14 protein-coding genes and 3 pseudogenes are annotated in these 16,294 nt (G+C 59.5%); 9 read left to right on the top strand and 8 right to left on the bottom strand.

Annotation, left to right across the window (positions count from 1 at the left end; all coding sequences use genetic code 11):
- The first annotated feature begins 62 nt into the window (after positions 1 to 62).
- Positions 63 to 761, top strand: a complete 699-nt coding sequence (locus tag ACUTQY_RS02870) for an MgtC family protein (protein ID WP_025303346.1) — start codon at positions 63 to 65, stop codon at positions 759 to 761.
- A gap of 242 nt (positions 762 to 1,003) precedes the next feature.
- Complete coding sequence (gene mgtA / locus ACUTQY_RS02865; RefSeq protein ID WP_046687362.1) at positions 1,004 to 3,703, top strand: magnesium-translocating P-type ATPase; 2,700 nt, start codon at positions 1,004 to 1,006, stop codon at positions 3,701 to 3,703.
- A gap of 48 nt (positions 3,704 to 3,751) precedes the next feature.
- On the opposite strand, the gene ACUTQY_RS02860 is transcribed toward mgtA, so the two are convergent.
- From ACUTQY_RS02860 to fdhD, 7 genes are all read right to left on the bottom strand, one after another.
- Positions 3,752 to 4,525 carry a DUF3307 domain-containing protein gene (locus tag ACUTQY_RS02860; RefSeq protein ID WP_033650823.1) on the bottom strand — a complete coding sequence of 258 codons (774 nt, stop codon included), beginning with the start codon at positions 4,523 to 4,525 and terminating at the stop codon, positions 3,752 to 3,754.
- Positions 4,526 to 4,527: 2 nt separating this feature from the next.
- Positions 4,528 to 5,124, bottom strand: a complete 597-nt coding sequence (locus tag ACUTQY_RS02855) for a hypothetical protein (protein ID WP_046687361.1) — start codon at positions 5,122 to 5,124, stop codon at positions 4,528 to 4,530.
- A 213-nt stretch (positions 5,125 to 5,337) separates the two neighbouring features.
- Positions 5,338 to 5,517, bottom strand: a complete 180-nt coding sequence (locus tag ACUTQY_RS02850) for a hypothetical protein (RefSeq protein WP_004935085.1) — start codon at positions 5,515 to 5,517, stop codon at positions 5,338 to 5,340.
- 95 nt (positions 5,518 to 5,612) lie between these two features.
- Entirely contained in the window at positions 5,613 to 6,722 is a 1,110-nt protein-coding gene (locus ACUTQY_RS02845; RefSeq protein WP_033643586.1) for a YbdK family carboxylate-amine ligase, read from the bottom strand.
- Between the two features lie 73 nt (positions 6,723 to 6,795).
- On the bottom strand, positions 6,796 to 7,758 hold the full coding sequence (locus ACUTQY_RS02840) for a Dyp-type peroxidase (RefSeq protein WP_033643584.1): 963 nt from the start codon (positions 7,756 to 7,758) through the stop codon (positions 6,796 to 6,798).
- A gap of 34 nt (positions 7,759 to 7,792) precedes the next feature.
- A complete protein-coding gene (locus ACUTQY_RS02835; protein WP_033643582.1) occupies positions 7,793 to 8,710 on the bottom strand; it encodes a bestrophin family protein in 918 nt (305 codons plus the stop codon).
- 58 nt (positions 8,711 to 8,768) lie between these two features.
- A complete protein-coding gene (fdhD, locus tag ACUTQY_RS02830) occupies positions 8,769 to 9,611 on the bottom strand; it encodes a formate dehydrogenase accessory sulfurtransferase FdhD (protein ID WP_033643581.1) in 843 nt (280 codons plus the stop codon).
- Positions 9,612 to 9,905: 294 nt separating this feature from the next.
- Here fdhD and ACUTQY_RS02825 point away from each other — a divergent pair.
- From ACUTQY_RS02825 to umuC, 7 genes and pseudogenes are all read left to right on the top strand, one after another.
- A pseudogene (locus ACUTQY_RS02825) lies at positions 9,906 to 10,097 on the top strand (DNA polymerase V); the annotation flags it as partial.
- A gap of 14 nt (positions 10,098 to 10,111) precedes the next feature.
- Positions 10,112 to 10,357, top strand: a complete 246-nt coding sequence (locus ACUTQY_RS02820) for a hypothetical protein (RefSeq protein WP_033650831.1) — start codon at positions 10,112 to 10,114, stop codon at positions 10,355 to 10,357.
- Positions 10,358 to 10,474: 117 nt separating this feature from the next.
- Positions 10,475 to 10,657, top strand: a pseudogene (locus tag ACUTQY_RS02815) (resolvase); the annotation flags it as partial.
- A gap of 105 nt (positions 10,658 to 10,762) precedes the next feature.
- Positions 10,763 to 11,134 (top strand): hypothetical protein, encoded by a 372-nt coding sequence (locus ACUTQY_RS02810; RefSeq protein WP_128868515.1) that lies wholly within the window; start codon positions 10,763 to 10,765, stop codon positions 11,132 to 11,134.
- Positions 11,135 to 11,447: 313 nt separating this feature from the next.
- Positions 11,448 to 11,627: pseudogene (locus ACUTQY_RS02805) on the top strand (SOS response-associated peptidase family protein); the annotation flags it as partial.
- 188 nt (positions 11,628 to 11,815) lie between these two features.
- A complete protein-coding gene (umuD, locus tag ACUTQY_RS02800; protein WP_046687360.1) occupies positions 11,816 to 12,250 on the top strand; it encodes a translesion error-prone DNA polymerase V autoproteolytic subunit in 435 nt (144 codons plus the stop codon).
- Between the two features lie 2 nt (positions 12,251 to 12,252).
- Positions 12,253 to 13,569 carry a translesion error-prone DNA polymerase V subunit UmuC gene (gene umuC, locus ACUTQY_RS02795; RefSeq protein WP_046687359.1) on the top strand — a complete coding sequence of 439 codons (1,317 nt, stop codon included), beginning with the start codon at positions 12,253 to 12,255 and terminating at the stop codon, positions 13,567 to 13,569.
- A 27-nt stretch (positions 13,570 to 13,596) separates the two neighbouring features.
- On the opposite strand, the gene aceE is transcribed toward umuC, so the two are convergent.
- Positions 13,597 to 16,272: a pyruvate dehydrogenase (acetyl-transferring), homodimeric type gene (gene aceE / locus ACUTQY_RS02790; protein WP_046687358.1), complete on the bottom strand. Its 2,676-nt coding sequence runs from the start codon at positions 16,270 to 16,272 to the stop codon at positions 13,597 to 13,599.
- Positions 16,273 to 16,294 lie beyond the last annotated feature (22 nt).

Raw genomic sequence — 16,294 nt, 5'->3', positions numbered from 1 at the left:
CGATTTCGCGTGTGCTAAACAGCACATGATTTTATCTCCTGCGGTTAATTAAGGGGACAGTCATGGCTATGACTCCTTTCGTTTTGAATTTATTGCTGGCGATGTGCCTGGGCGCGGTCATTGGCGCCGAACGCCAGTGGCGCCAACGCATGGCCGGCCTGCGCACCAATGCGCTGGTGGCGACCGGCGCGGCGGTCTTTATTCTCAGCTCCATGTCCACCGATCCGGCCAGCGCCGGCCGCGTGGCGGCGCAGATCGTATCCGGTATCGGCTTCCTCGGTGCCGGCGTGATCATGCGTGAAGGGCTTAATATTCGCGGCCTCAATACCGCCGCCACGCTGTGGTGTTCGGCGGGGATCGGCGTACTGTGCGGCCTGGGCCAGCATTGGGATGCGGTGGTCGCTACGCTGGTGATCCTGTGCGCCAATATCCTGCTGCGCGAAGCCGCGCAGCGCATCAATCTGCAGCCGCATCAGCAGGCGACCGATCTGGAACTGTGCTATCGCATTCAGGTGACCTGCGGCGAGCAGGACGAAATTCTGGTGCGCACCCTGATCCTGCAGGCGCTGAACGGCGTCGCCTTGCGGCTGCAATCCTTGCGCAGCGCCGATATTTCGAGCCCGGGGCAATTGGAAGTGTGCGCGGAAATTACCGCTACGCCGGCCGCGCAAAAAGAAATCGAAGGCATTGTCTGCCGCGTCAGTCTGGAAAAAAGCGTGAGCGCCGTTCGCTGGCGCGTCGCGTCCGAATTACCGGTCTGATTAATGATATAAATATTGATTAACTTGATTATATGTTCAGGTTTATTCATGCACGCCTTGAATAACGCTGAACATTAAGGAGGTGTTATGGACGATGACCCCGGAAGGAAAATGATTCCAGCGTGGCGACAGGGTAATTCCGCCATTTAGTCACGCTAATAAAAAATTCCAAGCTGCGCATAGTCACCTGTTTATCGGGCGGGGCTTCGCTGTGCGCAGAACTAAAATAAGAGAATAGCGTTATGACTCAGATTAATGAAAGAACGCGTCGCCGTGATAAAGACGCGGTGACCTACGCCATTGCGCAAGAGGCCACCAACAGCATCGCTCAAACGCTGGCGAACCTGAAGTGCAACCGCAACGGCTTGACCCAGGACGACGCCGATGATCGGCTGGAGCAGTTCGGCGCCAACCAGGTCGCCCATGACAAGGCGCCGCATGCCCTGATCCAGCTGATCAAGGCCTTCAACAACCCGTTTATCTTCGTGCTGATGGTGCTGGCTGCGATCAGTTTCTTTACCGATTATTGGCTGCCGCTCCAGAGCGGTGAAGAAACTGAACTCACCGGCGTCATTATCATCCTGACCATGGTCACGCTGAGCGGGCTGCTGCGTTTCTGGCAGGAATACCGCACCAACAAAGCGGCGGAAGCGCTGAAATCGATGGTGCGCACTACCGCCACGGTGCTGCGCCGCAGCAGCTACAGCGCGCATCCGCTGACGCTGGAAGTGCCGATCCGCGAACTGGTGCCGGGGGATATCATCCAGCTCTCCGCCGGTGACATGGTGCCGGCAGACGTGCGTCTTATCGCCTCGCGCGATCTGTTCATCAGCCAGGCGATTTTGACCGGCGAGGCGATCCCTATCGAGAAATACGATGCGATGGGCAACGTGGCGCAGAAGTCGAGCGAAGGGGAAGTGTCCAGCGAGAACGCGCTGCTTGAGCTCTCCAACATCTGTCTGATGGGCACCAACGTCGCCAGCGGTACCGCTACGGCGGTGGTGGTGGCGACCGGCGGGCGCACCTACTTCGGCTCGTTGGCCAAGTCGATCGTCGGGACACGGGCGCAGACTGCGTTTGATCGCGGGGTGAACAGCGTCAGCTGGCTGTTGATTCGCTTCATGCTGGTGATGGTGCCGGTGGTGTTGCTGATCAACGGCTTCACCAAAGGCGACTGGAGCGAAGCGGCGCTGTTCGCGCTGGCGGTGGCGGTCGGCCTGACGCCGGAAATGCTGCCGATGATCGTCAGCTCCAACCTGGCGAAAGGGGCGATCGCCATGTCGCGTCGTAAGGTGGTGGTGAAGCGTCTGAACGCCATTCAGAACTTTGGCGCCATGGACGTGCTTTGCACCGACAAGACCGGCACGCTGACCCAGGACCGCATCATTCTCGAGCACCACATCGACGTCAACGGCGCCAGAGATAACGAGGTGTTGCACCTGGCCTGGTTGAACAGCTTCCATCAGAGCGGCATGAAGAACCTGATGGATCAGGCGGTGATCCGCTTTGGCCGCGGCAAACCGGGGATTGAAGCCCTGGGGCGTTTCAGCAAGGTGGATGAGCTGCCGTTCGATTTCGTGCGCCGCCGTTTGTCGATCGTGGTGGCGGATGAGAATGGCTGCCAGCAGCTGATCTGTAAGGGCGCGGTGGAGGAGATGCTGGAGATCGCCACCCACGTGCGCGAAGGCGATCAGACGCTGGTGCTGGACGACGCGCGCCGTGCGGCGTTGCAGGCGCTGGCCCGCGAATATAACGAAGACGGTTTCCGCGTGCTGGTGCTGGCGACGCGCGAGCTGGACGCGCAACGCCCGGCCGAACCGCTGAGCGTGGCCGACGAGCGCGATATGGTGGTGCAAGGGCTGCTGACCTTCCTCGATCCGCCGAAGGAGAGCGCTCAGCAGGCGATCGCCGCGCTGCAGGAAAATGGCGTGACGGTGAAGGTGCTGACCGGCGACAACCCGGTGATCACCTGCAAGATTTGCCGCGACGTCGGGCTGGAGCCGGGCGAGCCGCTCTCCGGGCTGCGGATTGAACAGATGGATGACGAAGAACTGGCGCGCGAAGTGGAACAGCGCACGGTCTTCACCAAGCTGACGCCGTTGCAAAAATCGCGGGTGCTGAAAATGCTGCAGGCCAACGGCCATACCGTCGGCTTCCTCGGCGACGGCATCAACGATGCGCCGGCGCTGCGCGACGCCGACGTCGGCATCTCGGTCGACACCGGTACCGATATCGCCAAGGAGTCGGCGGACATCATCCTGTTGGAAAAGAACCTGATGGTGCTGGAAGAGGGGGTAATCAAAGGGCGCGAGACCTTCGGCAATATCATCAAGTACCTGAACATGACCGCCAGCTCCAACTTCGGCAACGTGTTCTCGGTGCTGGTGGCCAGCGCCTTCATCCCGTTCCTGCCGATGCTGGCGATCCACCTGTTGATTCAGAACCTGATGTACGACATTTCTCAGCTGTCGCTGCCGTGGGACAAGATGGACAAAGAGTTTCTGCGCAAACCGCGCAAGTGGGACTCCAAAAACATCGGGCGCTTTATGCTGTGGATTGGGCCGACCTCGTCAATCTTCGATATCACGACGTATGCGCTGATGTGGTACGTGTTCGCCGCCAACAGCGTGGAACACCAGGCGCTGTTCCAGTCCGGCTGGTTCATTGAGGGGCTGCTGTCGCAAACGCTGGTGGTGCATATGTTGCGCACCCAGAAGATCCCGTTCATTCAGAGCACGGCGGCGTTGCCGGTCTTGCTGACCACCGGGTTGGTGATGGCGCTCGGCATCTACATTCCGTTCTCGCCGCTCGGCGCCCTGGTTGGCTTGCAGCCGCTGCCGTGGGAATACTTCCCGTGGTTGGCCGCTACGCTGGTCAGCTACTGCGTGGTCGCACAGTTGATGAAGCGTTTCTATATCCGCCGCTTCGGCGAGTGGCTCTAAGCCGCCTCGGCGTTCACTTCGGGGGCGAAATTCTTCGCCCCCGCACCGCTACAGCAGTTTGTTGACCAGCAGGCCGAGCATGATGGTCAGCGTGAAGGAAAACAGCGTGCCGAGCAGCACATACTCGGTACGCATCTTATCGTCACTTTGGCGCAGATCGCCGAAACGGAAGATAGATTTGGCCGCCAGCAAAAAGCCGATCGCCGGAATTTGCCCCAGCAGCACAAAGGTCAGGATCAGCGTTCTTTCCAGATAGCCAATCTGTTTGCCCGCGCGCAGCAGCGAATCGTTGTCGGCCTTGGCCGAAGGCGGCATTTGCGGCGTCCAGCGCGCCAGCAGTTGCCCAATCAGCAGGCTCATCGGCAGATAAATCAGGCTGTAGGCCACCAGCACCAGGCCGGTTTGCCAACTCCCCAGTTGCCGTCCCAACGCCGCGAGCAGTTCACCGGCATTCGGCGTCAGCCCCAGCCACAGCAAGGCGATCACCGCCAGATGCAATCCCTGATCGAGCAGAAAGCTGCGGGCCGGGCTCAGGCGGATCATGGCGGTGACTTTCAGCAAATCGATCAGGTAGTGGCTGACGGCGATAACCAGCAGGCTGACCAGCACCTGCAGTGAAGACAGTCCGCCGTGCAGCAGGCCGAAACCGGCCACCACCCAGGCGGCCAGCACCCCATGCAGCAACGCGTGCAACAGCAGAAAACGCGAACGCGCGCGATGTTGGATTTTATCTTCCACCCAACTCAGCGGCTGCAGTGGAAAATCCGCCAGCAGATGGACGATCAACAGCCAGGCCAGTAAAGGCGCATAGGTCAGATCCATAGTCAGACGATCCTGTTAATGGCGTGAATAAACCGCATGATCTCCTCATAGGCCGCGCGTTTGAGCGTGGCGGAGACCGTGGAAGCGGCTTTTTGCAGCTGCTCGGCTACGGCCGCGCCGCTGTCGGCGAACATTCTCGCCTGGACGATGCGCGCTTCGGTCTGCGACAAGCGGCCAATGACATGATCTAACATCGGCAGCAGATCGCTGACAATGGCGTTTGTCCGATCGTTGTCGGTTTTCAGAGCCAGGCGGCAATTTTTCGTCATGGCGTCCAGCGCGCTGCCGGAGTTGATAAAGGCGCTACCGTAACCGGCGGCGTCGGGCCGTTGGCTACCCAGCCCGACGGCGATGCGCGCATCCCAGTGCGCGGCGCCCATCGCCCGCAGCGCAGTGCGAATATACACCGCCAGCAACAGCCCGTCCTCCGGCGCGGCCTGCGCCTGGAAGGCATCGCCGCGAAAGATTTCCACCTGGCGCAGCCGTCCGTCGCGCTGCAGCCGATCGAGCAGGCTGTGCAGCCCGTTGAGGTAGTTGACGGTGTCTGACCGGCGAGAATCGACCAGATCGCCGCTGATTACGCTGATTGGCGTCGGCATGGCGTGATCCGTTGTGGATGGAGGATGACTATAAATTCGCACCTGAATACGAATATGTCAATAATTCGTCTCTAAAGGCGAATTTTCCGGGTTTTGGTCGGTGGAGGCGAAACGTCGGGGGCGAAGAGAAAGGGAGAGAGACGGCCGGGAATGCGCGGACCTGTCAGGCCCGCCACCGGCGGCGTAGATGGAAAGAGGCCGGCGACCGGCCGTTCAGAAGCTTTTGACCAGCACGTCACGCGGCATTTCACTGCCGTGTTTCAGCAGGTGCTCAAACGATCTTTCGCTGCTTTTCAACTGCTGCAAAAACTCCTGCGGCGACAGATCGTGCTTTTTGCCGCTCATGTAAGCCAGCGCCAGTTCTTTTGCCTGATAGCGGGAGAAATTGTACATAGTGTCCTCGATACGGTGAATGTCAGTGCTCACGATTGTAGCGAAAGAGCACATAATGAACAGCCGCTTTGGCGTATGGAATCGATAGCCGAAACTTAACTTGCCGGTTGCAACAGCTCATCGCACAGGCGTTTGATGACCTGGGTTTGCGGCAGGCCGTTGTGCAACATCTGGCGGATATGCTCCGAATCGCTGACGCCCCGGCGCACATGGCGCTCGACCGCCTGCAGCACGGCCCGATCCTCCTGCCGCTCGGCGAAGCCGCTCAGCGTGTCGAGGGTGTGCAGGATATGTGCAGTCAGGCTGCAGCGGCGCAGCGTGGCGGGATCGACGTATTCGGCGGCGAAACCGCTGCGATAGGCGTTGAGCTTGTTGTAGTTGGTGAAGGCATCGTACTCCGGCGCGATCGGCGTGCGGTGTTGCAACAGAAAATCGGCCAGCAGACGGCAGTAGCCGACCAGCAGCGTGGCGTGCGCGAGGCGCAGCGGCGTATCGCAGATGCGGATCTCTACCGTGCCCAGCTCCGGTTTCGGCCGCGCATCCCAGTAAATATCCTTGACGCTGTCGATGACGCCGGCGGCATGCAGCCGGTCATAGTAGGCGTTGAATTCGCGCCAGCTGTAGATGTGTTCCAGGCAGCCGTAATTGGGGAAAGAATTCTGTGCGCTGAAACGGGAGCTGGCAAAGCGCGTATCGACGCCCTGGTACAGCGGTGACGAAGCGCTGAGCGCGATCAGCTGCGGAAAATAGGGCGTCAGCGCATGGCACAGGTACATCGCCTCGTCTCCGTCGTTGACGCCGAGGTGGATGTGTTGGCCGAATACGCAGGCCAGCTTGGAGAGATAGCCAAAACGGCTGGCCAGCTGCCTGTAGCGCGCGTTGTCGCTGATGACCTGCTTGCGCCAGTCGTTGCTCAGGTGGCGGCCGCCGCCGCAGACGTCACAGCCCAGGCGCCGTGCGCTACGCCGGACGGTATCGGTCAGGGCGCGCAGCTCGGCGTGCAGCGCATCGAGATCGCGGTGCACCGAGCTGTTCAGTTCCACCATCGACTTGGTGAGCTCATGTTTGACGCGTCGGCGGTCGCCGACCGCGCTGACCACCCGGTCAGCCCGATCCGTAAGATCGTAGTGCTCGTCATCGACCAGCTGCAGCTCTATTTCGGTGCCGATGGAGAGTCTTTCCGACGGTTTGAATGTGAGCGGCATGGCGCCTCCCCCTCAATAACGCAACGTTAATTCAGTATAAGTCGCGGGGGGAGGCATTGCCGCCGAAGAGGCGTTAGTGCAGTTCGGCGCCGCTGCGATCGGCCAGCGCTTCCAGCAGCGGGGCGGAAGGCACGAAGAACAGGGTGCCGGTCACCGCGTGGCTAAAATCGAGCAGCCGATCGTAGTTGCCAGCCGGGCGGCCGATAAACATGTTTTCCAGCATCTGCTCGATCGGCTGCGGGGAGCGCGCATAGCCGATAAAGTAGGTGCCGAACTCGCGCAGGCCGGGGCGGCCGAACGGCATGTTGTCGCGCAGAATTTTCACCTCGTTGCCTTGCTCGTCGGTGATGGTGGTCAACGAACTGTGCGACGACGACGGTTTGACCGCTTCATCCAGCTCGATGTTGGACTGTTTATGGCGGCCGATGATCTTCTCCTGCGTTTCCACGCTGAGCGAATTCCAGCCCTGCATGTCGTGCAGGTATTTCTGCACCAGCACATAGCTGCCGCCGCTGAACGCCGCGTCTTCGTCGCCGATCACCGTGTAGTCGAAGGCTTCGTGCCCCTCCGGGTTCTCCGTACCGTCGACGAAGCCGATCATGGCGCGCTGATCGAAATAACGGAAGCCGTGCACCTCCTCGATCACCGTCACGGCGTCGCCGAGCTTGGCGGTCAACTGAGAGGCCAGTTCAAAACACAGATCCATTTCATCGGCGCGGATGTGCAGCAGGATGTCGCCAGGCGTGGCGACCGCAACGCGTTCTCCGCTGCCGATCGGGCTGAACGGATGCAGCTGGCGAGGGCGCGGCGCGCCGAACAGCGTATCCCAGGCCTCGGAGCCGAAGCCGCAGACGCAGGTGAGATTGCCCGCCGGCGCGCGTTTGCCGACCGAACGTACCACGGCGGCGATATCGCCGCACCAGGCGCGCACCGCCGCCAGATGGGCGGGAACGGGCGACAGGGTGGCGACGATGAAAATGGCATGGCGCGTGACCGGCGTGAATACGGCTTGCGGCGGGGTGTTATTTGCATTCATTGCATTCGGCTCCAGTGTGTTCGGGTGAAATAGATCAGATCAAATTAAAGTGCTCGTCGGGTTTCATCGGCGGTGGCAGCGGGCTTTGGTCGTTCATTTCCAGCAGGTTGCGCTCGATGGTGTTGCAAATGGCGTTTAACGGCAGATGGTTGGCCGACACGCCGAACGGATCCTCCAGCTCTTCGGCCAGTGAGTCCCAGGATAAGAAGGTATAGGAAATGAACACCGAAACAAACGGTGTCATGTAATGCAGATCGGTCACCAGGGCAAAAGGCAACAGGCTGCAGAACAGGTAAACGGTGCGCTGCAGGATCAGGGTATAGGCGAACGGCACCGGGGTGCTGGCGAGCCGTTCGCAGCCGCCGAGGGTGTGAGACAGTTCGCTCAGCTTATCGTCGATCAGCCCGAAGGTGATGTCGCTCAGCAGGCCCTGACGGCGCAATTTGCCGATTTCCTGGCCCAGCATCAGCAGGATGCGGTTGGTCGGCATCGGGCTGGCGATCACCTCGGCCAGCTCGTTGCCGGTGAGATTGTGGTACAGATCGGCGGTGGGGTCGGTGCCGCGCAGCTGATGCTTCAGGCTCCAGCTAAAGGCGATCAGCAGCTTGGCGACCTTTTGCTGCACCGCCGGTTCGTCCGGCAGCAGGCTTTTGATCTGGCGCAGCAGGGTGCGTTCGGTAATCAGCAGCGAGCCCCACAGGTTGCGCGCTTCGACAAAGCGGCTGTAGCCGGCGTTATTGCGAAAGCCGAGAAAAATGGCGATGGCGATGCCCAACAGGCTGAACGGCGCAATGGTCAAATGCACGCCGAGCTGTTCGTACCATTGGTAGCTGATCACCGCCACTATCGACATCAGCACGTTCAGCGACAGGCGAAAGGTAATTTTTGACAGCACGGAACCGTGCCAGGCGAACAGGCGAAAAAACCAGTTCTGGTGCGGGCGAATTATCATAACGTGGGTGCTTCCTGGTGTCCTGCTATTGAGAATAGTCGATTCTTATCCGGCGGCGCTATGCCGCCGTTGTCGATTGCCAGAGCCGTTGCGGGTGCGTATAGACGGTGGCGCGCCCCGGTTTGCTGAAGCCCACCAGCGTCAGGTTGCTGCGCTCGGCCACTTCCACCGCCAGACGGGTGGCGGCGGAGACGGCGAACAGGATCTCGACGCCGCACATGGCGGACTTTTGCACCATTTCATAGCTTGCGCGGCTCGAGACCAGCGCCGCCCCTTGCGACCAGGCCTGTTGGCTGCGGTAACCCAGCAGTTTGTCGAGCGCCACATGGCGGCCGACGTCTTCACATCCGCCGCTGAGTGCGCCGTCCGGCTGGATCCAGGCCGCCGCATGGGTGCAGCCGGTCAGTTTTCCCACCGTTTGCACTTCCTGCAGTTGAGCCAACGCCCGGTCGAGTTGGGCCAAATCGAAACGTTGGGTGAAGGGCAGCGGTGCGATGGGCTGAGCAACCTCCTGCAGCTGCTCGACCCCGCAGACGCCGCAGCCGGTGCGGCCGGCCAGGCTGCGGCGCTTCTCTTTCAGCTGCATAAAGCGGCGGCTCGAGAGCTCTACATGCACTTCAATGCCGTTGCAGGCCGGTTGTTGACGGATGTCGTAGATATCGTCGGGGGAGGTGATGATGCCTTCGGACAGCGAAAAACCGATGGCGAAGGCCGCCAGATCTTTTGGCGTCGCCATCATCACCACGTGGGAAATGCCGTTGTACACCAGGGCGACCGGCACTTCTTCCGCCAGCCAATCCTGCTGCGCCTGTGCCAGATCGTTGCGCTGCCAGACCGCGTGGCGCGACAGGCATTCCTGTTTGATATCGTCGGTTTCTGCGAAGAGCAGGTGCTTGTTCATAACGTTCTCGTGACCGTCGGTGACGAGGCGCCGACGAGGATGAATTCTTATTAGCAGGTGTGGGGATTATACAGGATTCTGATCCCGCTCGCGTAGGGAATCACGCCCTGCAGATTATCCACAGTTTTGGTGGATAACGTGTGTGCAAGGGGCAGTGAAACACTTAGCAGGCGTAAAAAAAAATCGCTCAGAAAATTATTATATTACGCGGCAAAGCGCGATCTGCAGGGGGATAGGGGGTTGCACGCGTTCGCGTTTTGTTTATGTTTTACTGTATAAATATACAGTTTGGTTATGATTATGCTGAGCAATTCAAGGTTGTATGCTTTTTCACCAGGTGAGCCCCTAACGTTACCGCTGTTTGCCGATCGCGTGGCCTGCGGTTTTCCCTCCCCGGCGCAGGACTATGTCGAGAGCCGGCTGGATATCGGCAAACTGCTGGTGCGGCACCCCAACGCCACCTACTTCGTGCGCGCCAGCGGTGAGATGGAGCGAGCAGGATGGATCAGGCACTGAATTTTTCACTCAGCTATGCGCAGCTGATCCGGGAAGCAGAAGATGCGATTAAAAAATGCAATCTGAACCAGGGCGGGATGGGTTACACCCTAGAGTTGGGTAAGCCTTCTGCCATTCTGAGTTTCTGGTACGGTCTGGCGCTGCAGGGCTATCCGGGCACAATAATGGATGAACGTGTTGATGCCGACCGGCTGCGCCTGCATGTCCTCATCTATAAGAGAGAGGAGTGACATCGTGGCAACGGTTAACGTCCGCCGGCCGTCGCCGCTGTAGCGACGGATGCTGATTGTGCTGGCCGAACCTGCGCGCCCCCTGCCTGCTGCTGTGGCGCGCGGACGGAACGATCAAGTCGCCGCCAACGGCAAAAGCCGGGAATTGAACGGGCGCATACGTTGGGTAGATACCGGGGAAAGCAGGCAGATCAGGAACGACATCAGAAAGTCCTGTACTACCGACAGATTAAGAAACTGAGCATCCGAGAAACAGCAGACGCGACAGGCTACAGTACTTCCCAAGTTTGTCGCATTTAGGCCTTCTATAAAGAAGTTGAGACTGATTAAAAAGCAGCCTTAATGTACAATAATTTTCGATATCCAAACTGACCCCATGAACAATCAATGAGTTAGAGGTGAAAGATGATTTCATACAAAAAAATCATACCTGCTCTTGTCATATTCGCTTTATCTAATGCTGTGGCATATGCGAATGATTTCGACAAATCAAATGAAGCGATGGCAATTTCAGCAATAGGTTTTTCTGGCTCAAATGCTCGTGTTGCACATGATGTTTGTGGGGCAACCAATGAGAAAATTGATAAATATAAAAAACAAATAAAAGACTCATTAACTAGAGCATTAAAGGATGAACAGTCAGAATTCGATACGCATTGGGATAATGGTTGGAAAAATGCTGATTTTTTGGTTAAGTCATTAAGTAATGATGAAGCCTATAAAAAAGAATATTGCCGAGAGGTTTTAGATGGAATTAATAATCCTGAAATGAATTAAGGATTATTCCTTATTCGGGGTTCTACGCCGGAACCCCAGATTTTTCCGTCCGCTAAAATTATCCCCGGTTGAGCAGCTTTATACCGTCAGCTCGCAGTGGACCATCAGGGGAAATGTGGCGGTACAGCGTTTGTCGGGTTATCCCAAGCTCCTGGCATAACGTACTGACTTTCGTCTCTGGCCGTCCCATTGATGCCATTGCCAGTCGCAATTTTATTGGCGTCATTTTGTAAGGCCGTCCGCCGTTCCTCCCGTGGGCTCTTGCTGAGGCAAGGCCTGCCGCTGTTCTTTGCGGCGCTGTACGCAGCAGAGACCGACGGCCGCGCGCGACTGGCTCGACACCCGCTTAGTCCCGCCCTCTGGTCAAATGCAGGCTGACGTGTACAGCCTGCAGGCAGAGGATTTCGTCTGGCAACCGGTATCGCCCGCCGTCGGCGCCGTTCGCAATGACAATCCCTCACTCATCCTGCCCATCGATACGCCAACGGTCTGAGTGCCGCATTATCCACAGTTTTGGTGGATATCATGTGTGCAAACACACGTGAAGAACGCCAAAAGCTGCAGGAAAAATCGCTCAGAAAATTATTATATTACGCGGCAAAGTGCGATCCGCAGGGGGATTGGGGGTTGCACGCGTTCGCGTTTTGTTTATGCTTAACTGTATAAATATACAGTTTGGTTATGATTATGCTGAGCAATTCAAGGTTGTATGCTTTTTCACCAGGTGAACCCCTAACGTTACCGCTGTTTGCCGATCGCGTGGCCTGCGGCTTTCCTTCCCCGGCGCAGGACTATGTCGAGAGCCGGCTGGATATCGGCAAACTGCTGGTACGGCACCCCAACGCCACCTACTTCGTGCGCGCCAGCGGCGAGTCGATGATCGACGGCAATATTCAGGATGGCGATCTGTTGATTGTCGACAGCGCCCTGACGCCGGAGCACGGCAATATCGTGATCGCTGCGGTGGACGGTGAATTCACCGTCAAAAAGCTGCAGCGCCACCCCGACGTGCGGCTGTTGCCGATGAATCCCGCCTACGCGCCCATCGTGTTCGACGACGAAGCGCAGCTGGAGATTTTCGGCGTGGTGACCTTTATCGTCTACGCGGCGCTGTAACCATGTTCGCCCTGGTAGACGTCAACTGCTTCTACGCTTCCTGCGAGACCATCTTTCGGCCCGACCTGCGGGGGCGGCCGGTGATTGTGTTGTCCAACAACGACGGCTGCGTGATCGCCCGCAGCGCCGAGGCGAAGGCGCTGGGCGTGCCGATGGGCGCGCCTTATTTCAAGATCAAAGAGGAGATGCGCCGTCGCAACGTCGCGGTGTTCTCCTCCAACTACGCGCTGTACGCCGATATGTCCCGCCGGGTGATGGACACGCTGGAGGAGATGGCGCCGGCGGTGGAGATCTATTCACTGGACGAAGCCTTTCTGCGGCTGGACGGCGTGGCGCGCTGCGAAGCGCTGGAACCGTTCGGCCAGCGGGTGCGCGATCGCATCCGGCGCGAGCTGCATTTGACGGTCGGGGTTGGCATTGCGCCGAGCAAAACGCTGGCCAAGCTGGCCAACTTCGCGGCCAAGAAATGGCGCGGCACCGGCGGCGTGGTGGATTTATCCGATCCGGCGCGCCAGCGCAAACTGCTGGCGTTGCTTCCGGTGGAAGAAGTGTGGGGCGTGGGCCGCCGCCTGACGCGCCAGCTGCAGGCGATGGGCATTCACACCGCGCTGCAGCTGGCGGACTGCGATACCCGGCTGGCGCGTAAAACCTTCAGCGTGGTGCTGGAGCGCACGATACGTGAGCTGCGCGGCGAGTCATGCCTGCAATGGGAAGATGAGGCGGCGGCGAAAGAGCAGATCATCTGTTCCCGCTCGTTCGGCCAGCGGTTGACGCACTACCCGCACATGCGCGAGGCGATCTGCAGCTATGCCGAACGCGCCGCCGAAAAGCTGCGACAGGAAAAGCGCTATTGCCGCAACGTGTCGGTGTTTATCAAAACCAGCCCGCATTCGGCGGGCGAAGGCTATTACAGCAATATGGGCACCGCCCGGCTGCAAACGCCGAGCAACGACAGCCGCGACATCATCGCCATGGCGGTGCGCGCGCTGGAGAGCATTTGGCAGGAGGGGCGGCGTTATCTGAAGGGCGGCGTGATGCTGGGGGATTTCAGCGCCGCCGCCATGGCGCAGATCGACCTGTTCGACGACTGCCCGCCGCGCCGCAACAGCGAGCGCCTGATGGCGACCCTCGATCGCCTGAATCAGGAAGGGCGCGGGCGCGTATGGTTCGCCGGGCAGGGGATCGTCAAACCGTGGCAAATGAAGCGCGACATGCTGTCGCCGGCTTACACCACCCGGCTGGCGGATATCCCGCTGGTGCGGCTGGGGGAGCGGGCGCCGCGCGCTGCCGAATCGAAGGAAGAAAAACGCCGCGGGTGACAACCGGCGGCGTGGGTAGGCTGAGTGTTACTTCACCGCAGCCGGATCCGGCTTATCGGGGGCGATGCCGTACAGCGCCATGGCGCGGTTGACCTCGCTGCGGGCGATACGGCCTTCGTCAGCCAGCAGCTTCAGGGCGGCGAGCGCGATGAAATGGCGGTTGACCTCGAAGAACTCACGCAGCGCCTCGCGGGTGTCCGAGCGGCCAAAACCGTCGGTGCCCAAGGCGATAAAGGTGCGGTCGGGCAAGAACGGTTTGATCTGATCGCCGACGATCTTCATATAGTCCGTCGCTACCACTACCGGGCCGGGATGCGCCGCCAGCAGGCTTTGTATATAAGGGACTTTCGGCGGATCTTCCGGATGCAGCAGGTTCCAGCGTTCGGCCGCCATGCCGTTGCGGCGCAGCTCGCTCAGGCTGGTGGCGCTCCAGATATCGCTGGCGACGCCAAAGTCCACGGCCAACAGCTCCGCCGCCGCCAGCGCCTCGCGCATGATGGCGCCGCTGGCGACCAGCTGAGCACGCGGGCTCTCTTGGGTTGTCGCTGCGCTCTGTTTGAGCAAATACGCCCCCTGGATAATCCCGTCCTCTACGCCCGCCGGCATCGGCGGCTGCGGGTATCCCTCATTGAGCAAGGTGATGTAGTAGTAAATATCCTCTTGCTCAACGAACATCCTGCGCATGCCGCTCTGAACGATCACTGCGAGTTCATAGGCATAGGTCGGATCGTAGGAGACGCAGCTGGGGATCACGGAAGACAGCACGTGGCTGTGGCCGTCGTCATGCTGCAAGCCTTCGCCCATCAGGGTGGTTCTGCCGGAGGTGGCGCCGAGCAGGAAACCCTTGGTGCGCGCGTCGGCCGCCGCCCAGGCGAGATCGCCCACCCGCTGCAGCCCGAACATGGAGTAGAAGATATAGAACGGGATCGTCGCGACATCGTGGTTGCTGTAGGCGGTGCCGGCGGCGATCCAGGTCGATATCGCGCCGGATTCGTTGATGCCTTCCTGCAAAATCTGGCCGTCTTTGGCCTCTTTATAGTAGCTGAGCTGCCCGGCATCCTGCGGGGTATACAGCTGGCCGAGCCAGGAATGGATGCCAATCTGGCGGAACAGGCCTTCCATGCCGAACGTGCGCGACTCGTCCGGCACGATGGGCACGATCAGTTTGCCGATGTTGGGGTCTTTGAGCAGCGCGCCGAGGATATTGACGAAGGCCATGGTGGTTGACATGTTGCGCTCGCCGCTGCCCTTAAGGAGACTGTCGAAGCGCGATAACGCCGGTATCGCCAGCGGGGCAGATTGGCCGAAGCGGGCGGGGATGTAGCCGCCCAGCGCGGTGCGCGTTGCGGTGATGTACTTCGCCGCCGCGCTGTCGGGCTCGGGCTTCAGATAAGGGATCGCTTCCAGCTGCGCATCGGGGAGCGTCAGCCCCAAACGATCGCGGAAGGCTTTCACCGCATCCTGGCTCATTTTTTTCAGCTGATGGTTGATGTTCTGCCCTTCACCGGCTTCTCCCATGCCGAACCCTTTGACCGTTTTGGCCAATACCACCGTCGGCCTGCCCGGGGTATGCATCGCCTGATGGTAGGCGGCGTACACCTTTTGCGGATCGTGGCCGCCGCGGTGCAGCGCCCAGATCTCATCGTTGCTCAGATCGGCGACCAGCGCGAGCAACTCCGGGTACTTGCCGAAGAAATGCTCCCGCACATAGGCGCCGCTTTGCGACTTGAAGGTCTGGTAATCGCCGTCGACGCACTCCATCATGCGCTGCATCAGCAGTCCGGAGCGATCTTTTTGCAGGAGTTTGTCCCAGCCACTGCCCCAGATCACCTTGATCACCTGCCAGCCGGCGGCTTTGAAGGTGCCTTCCAGTTCCTGAATGATCTTGCCGTTGCCGCGCACGGGACCATCCAGCCGCTGCAGATTGCAGTTCACGACGAAGATCAGGTTATCGAGCTTTTCTCGCCCGCCCAGCGCAATTGCCGCCAGCGATTCCGGTTGATCCATCTCGCCGTCGCCGAGAAACGCCCACACCTTTCTCCCCTGATGCGGTTTCAACCCGCGGTATTCCAGATAGCGCATATAGCGTGCCTGATAGGCGGCGGTCAGCGGCCCCAGCCCCATCGAAACGGTGGGATATTGCCAGAAATCCGGCATCAGCCTGGGGTGCGGATAGGAAGAAAGGCCGCGGCGCACGGATTCGCGGCGAAAGTTGTCGAGCTGCTCCTCGTCGATGCGGCCTTCGAGATAGGCGCGGCCGTAAATGCCGGGGGCGGAGTGACCCTGGATATACACCATGTCACCGGCAAACTCATCGGTGCGTCCGCGGAAAAAGTGCGTGAATCCCACGTCGTAAAGCACCGCGGCCGACTGGTAGGTGGCGATGTGTCCGCCGACGTTGGAATGTTTGCCGGCGCGCAGCACCATCGCCATGGCGTTCCAGCGAATAAACGCATTGATGCGCGCTTCCGCGGCCAGATCGCCGGGATACGTCGGCTGCTTATAGACCGGGATCGTATTCACGTACGGCGTGGTGACCATGCTGAAGAAATCGCCGTGTTTTCGCTGATCGGCTTCGGCCATTCTTTCCAACAAAAAATGCGCGCGTTCACGGCCGTCGATGTCGGCGACCCCTTCAAATGCCTCAAGCCATTCAGCCGTCTCTTGTGGGTCAAGATCTGCTTTTACCGCGGGTTGGTTCATAAAAGCTCCAAATGTACTTACC

This window comes from Serratia sp. TSA_130.1 (assembly GCF_052691795.1).
Note: the sequence above shows the minus strand (reverse complement) of the source record. Positions and strands in the feature narration are given on the sequence as shown.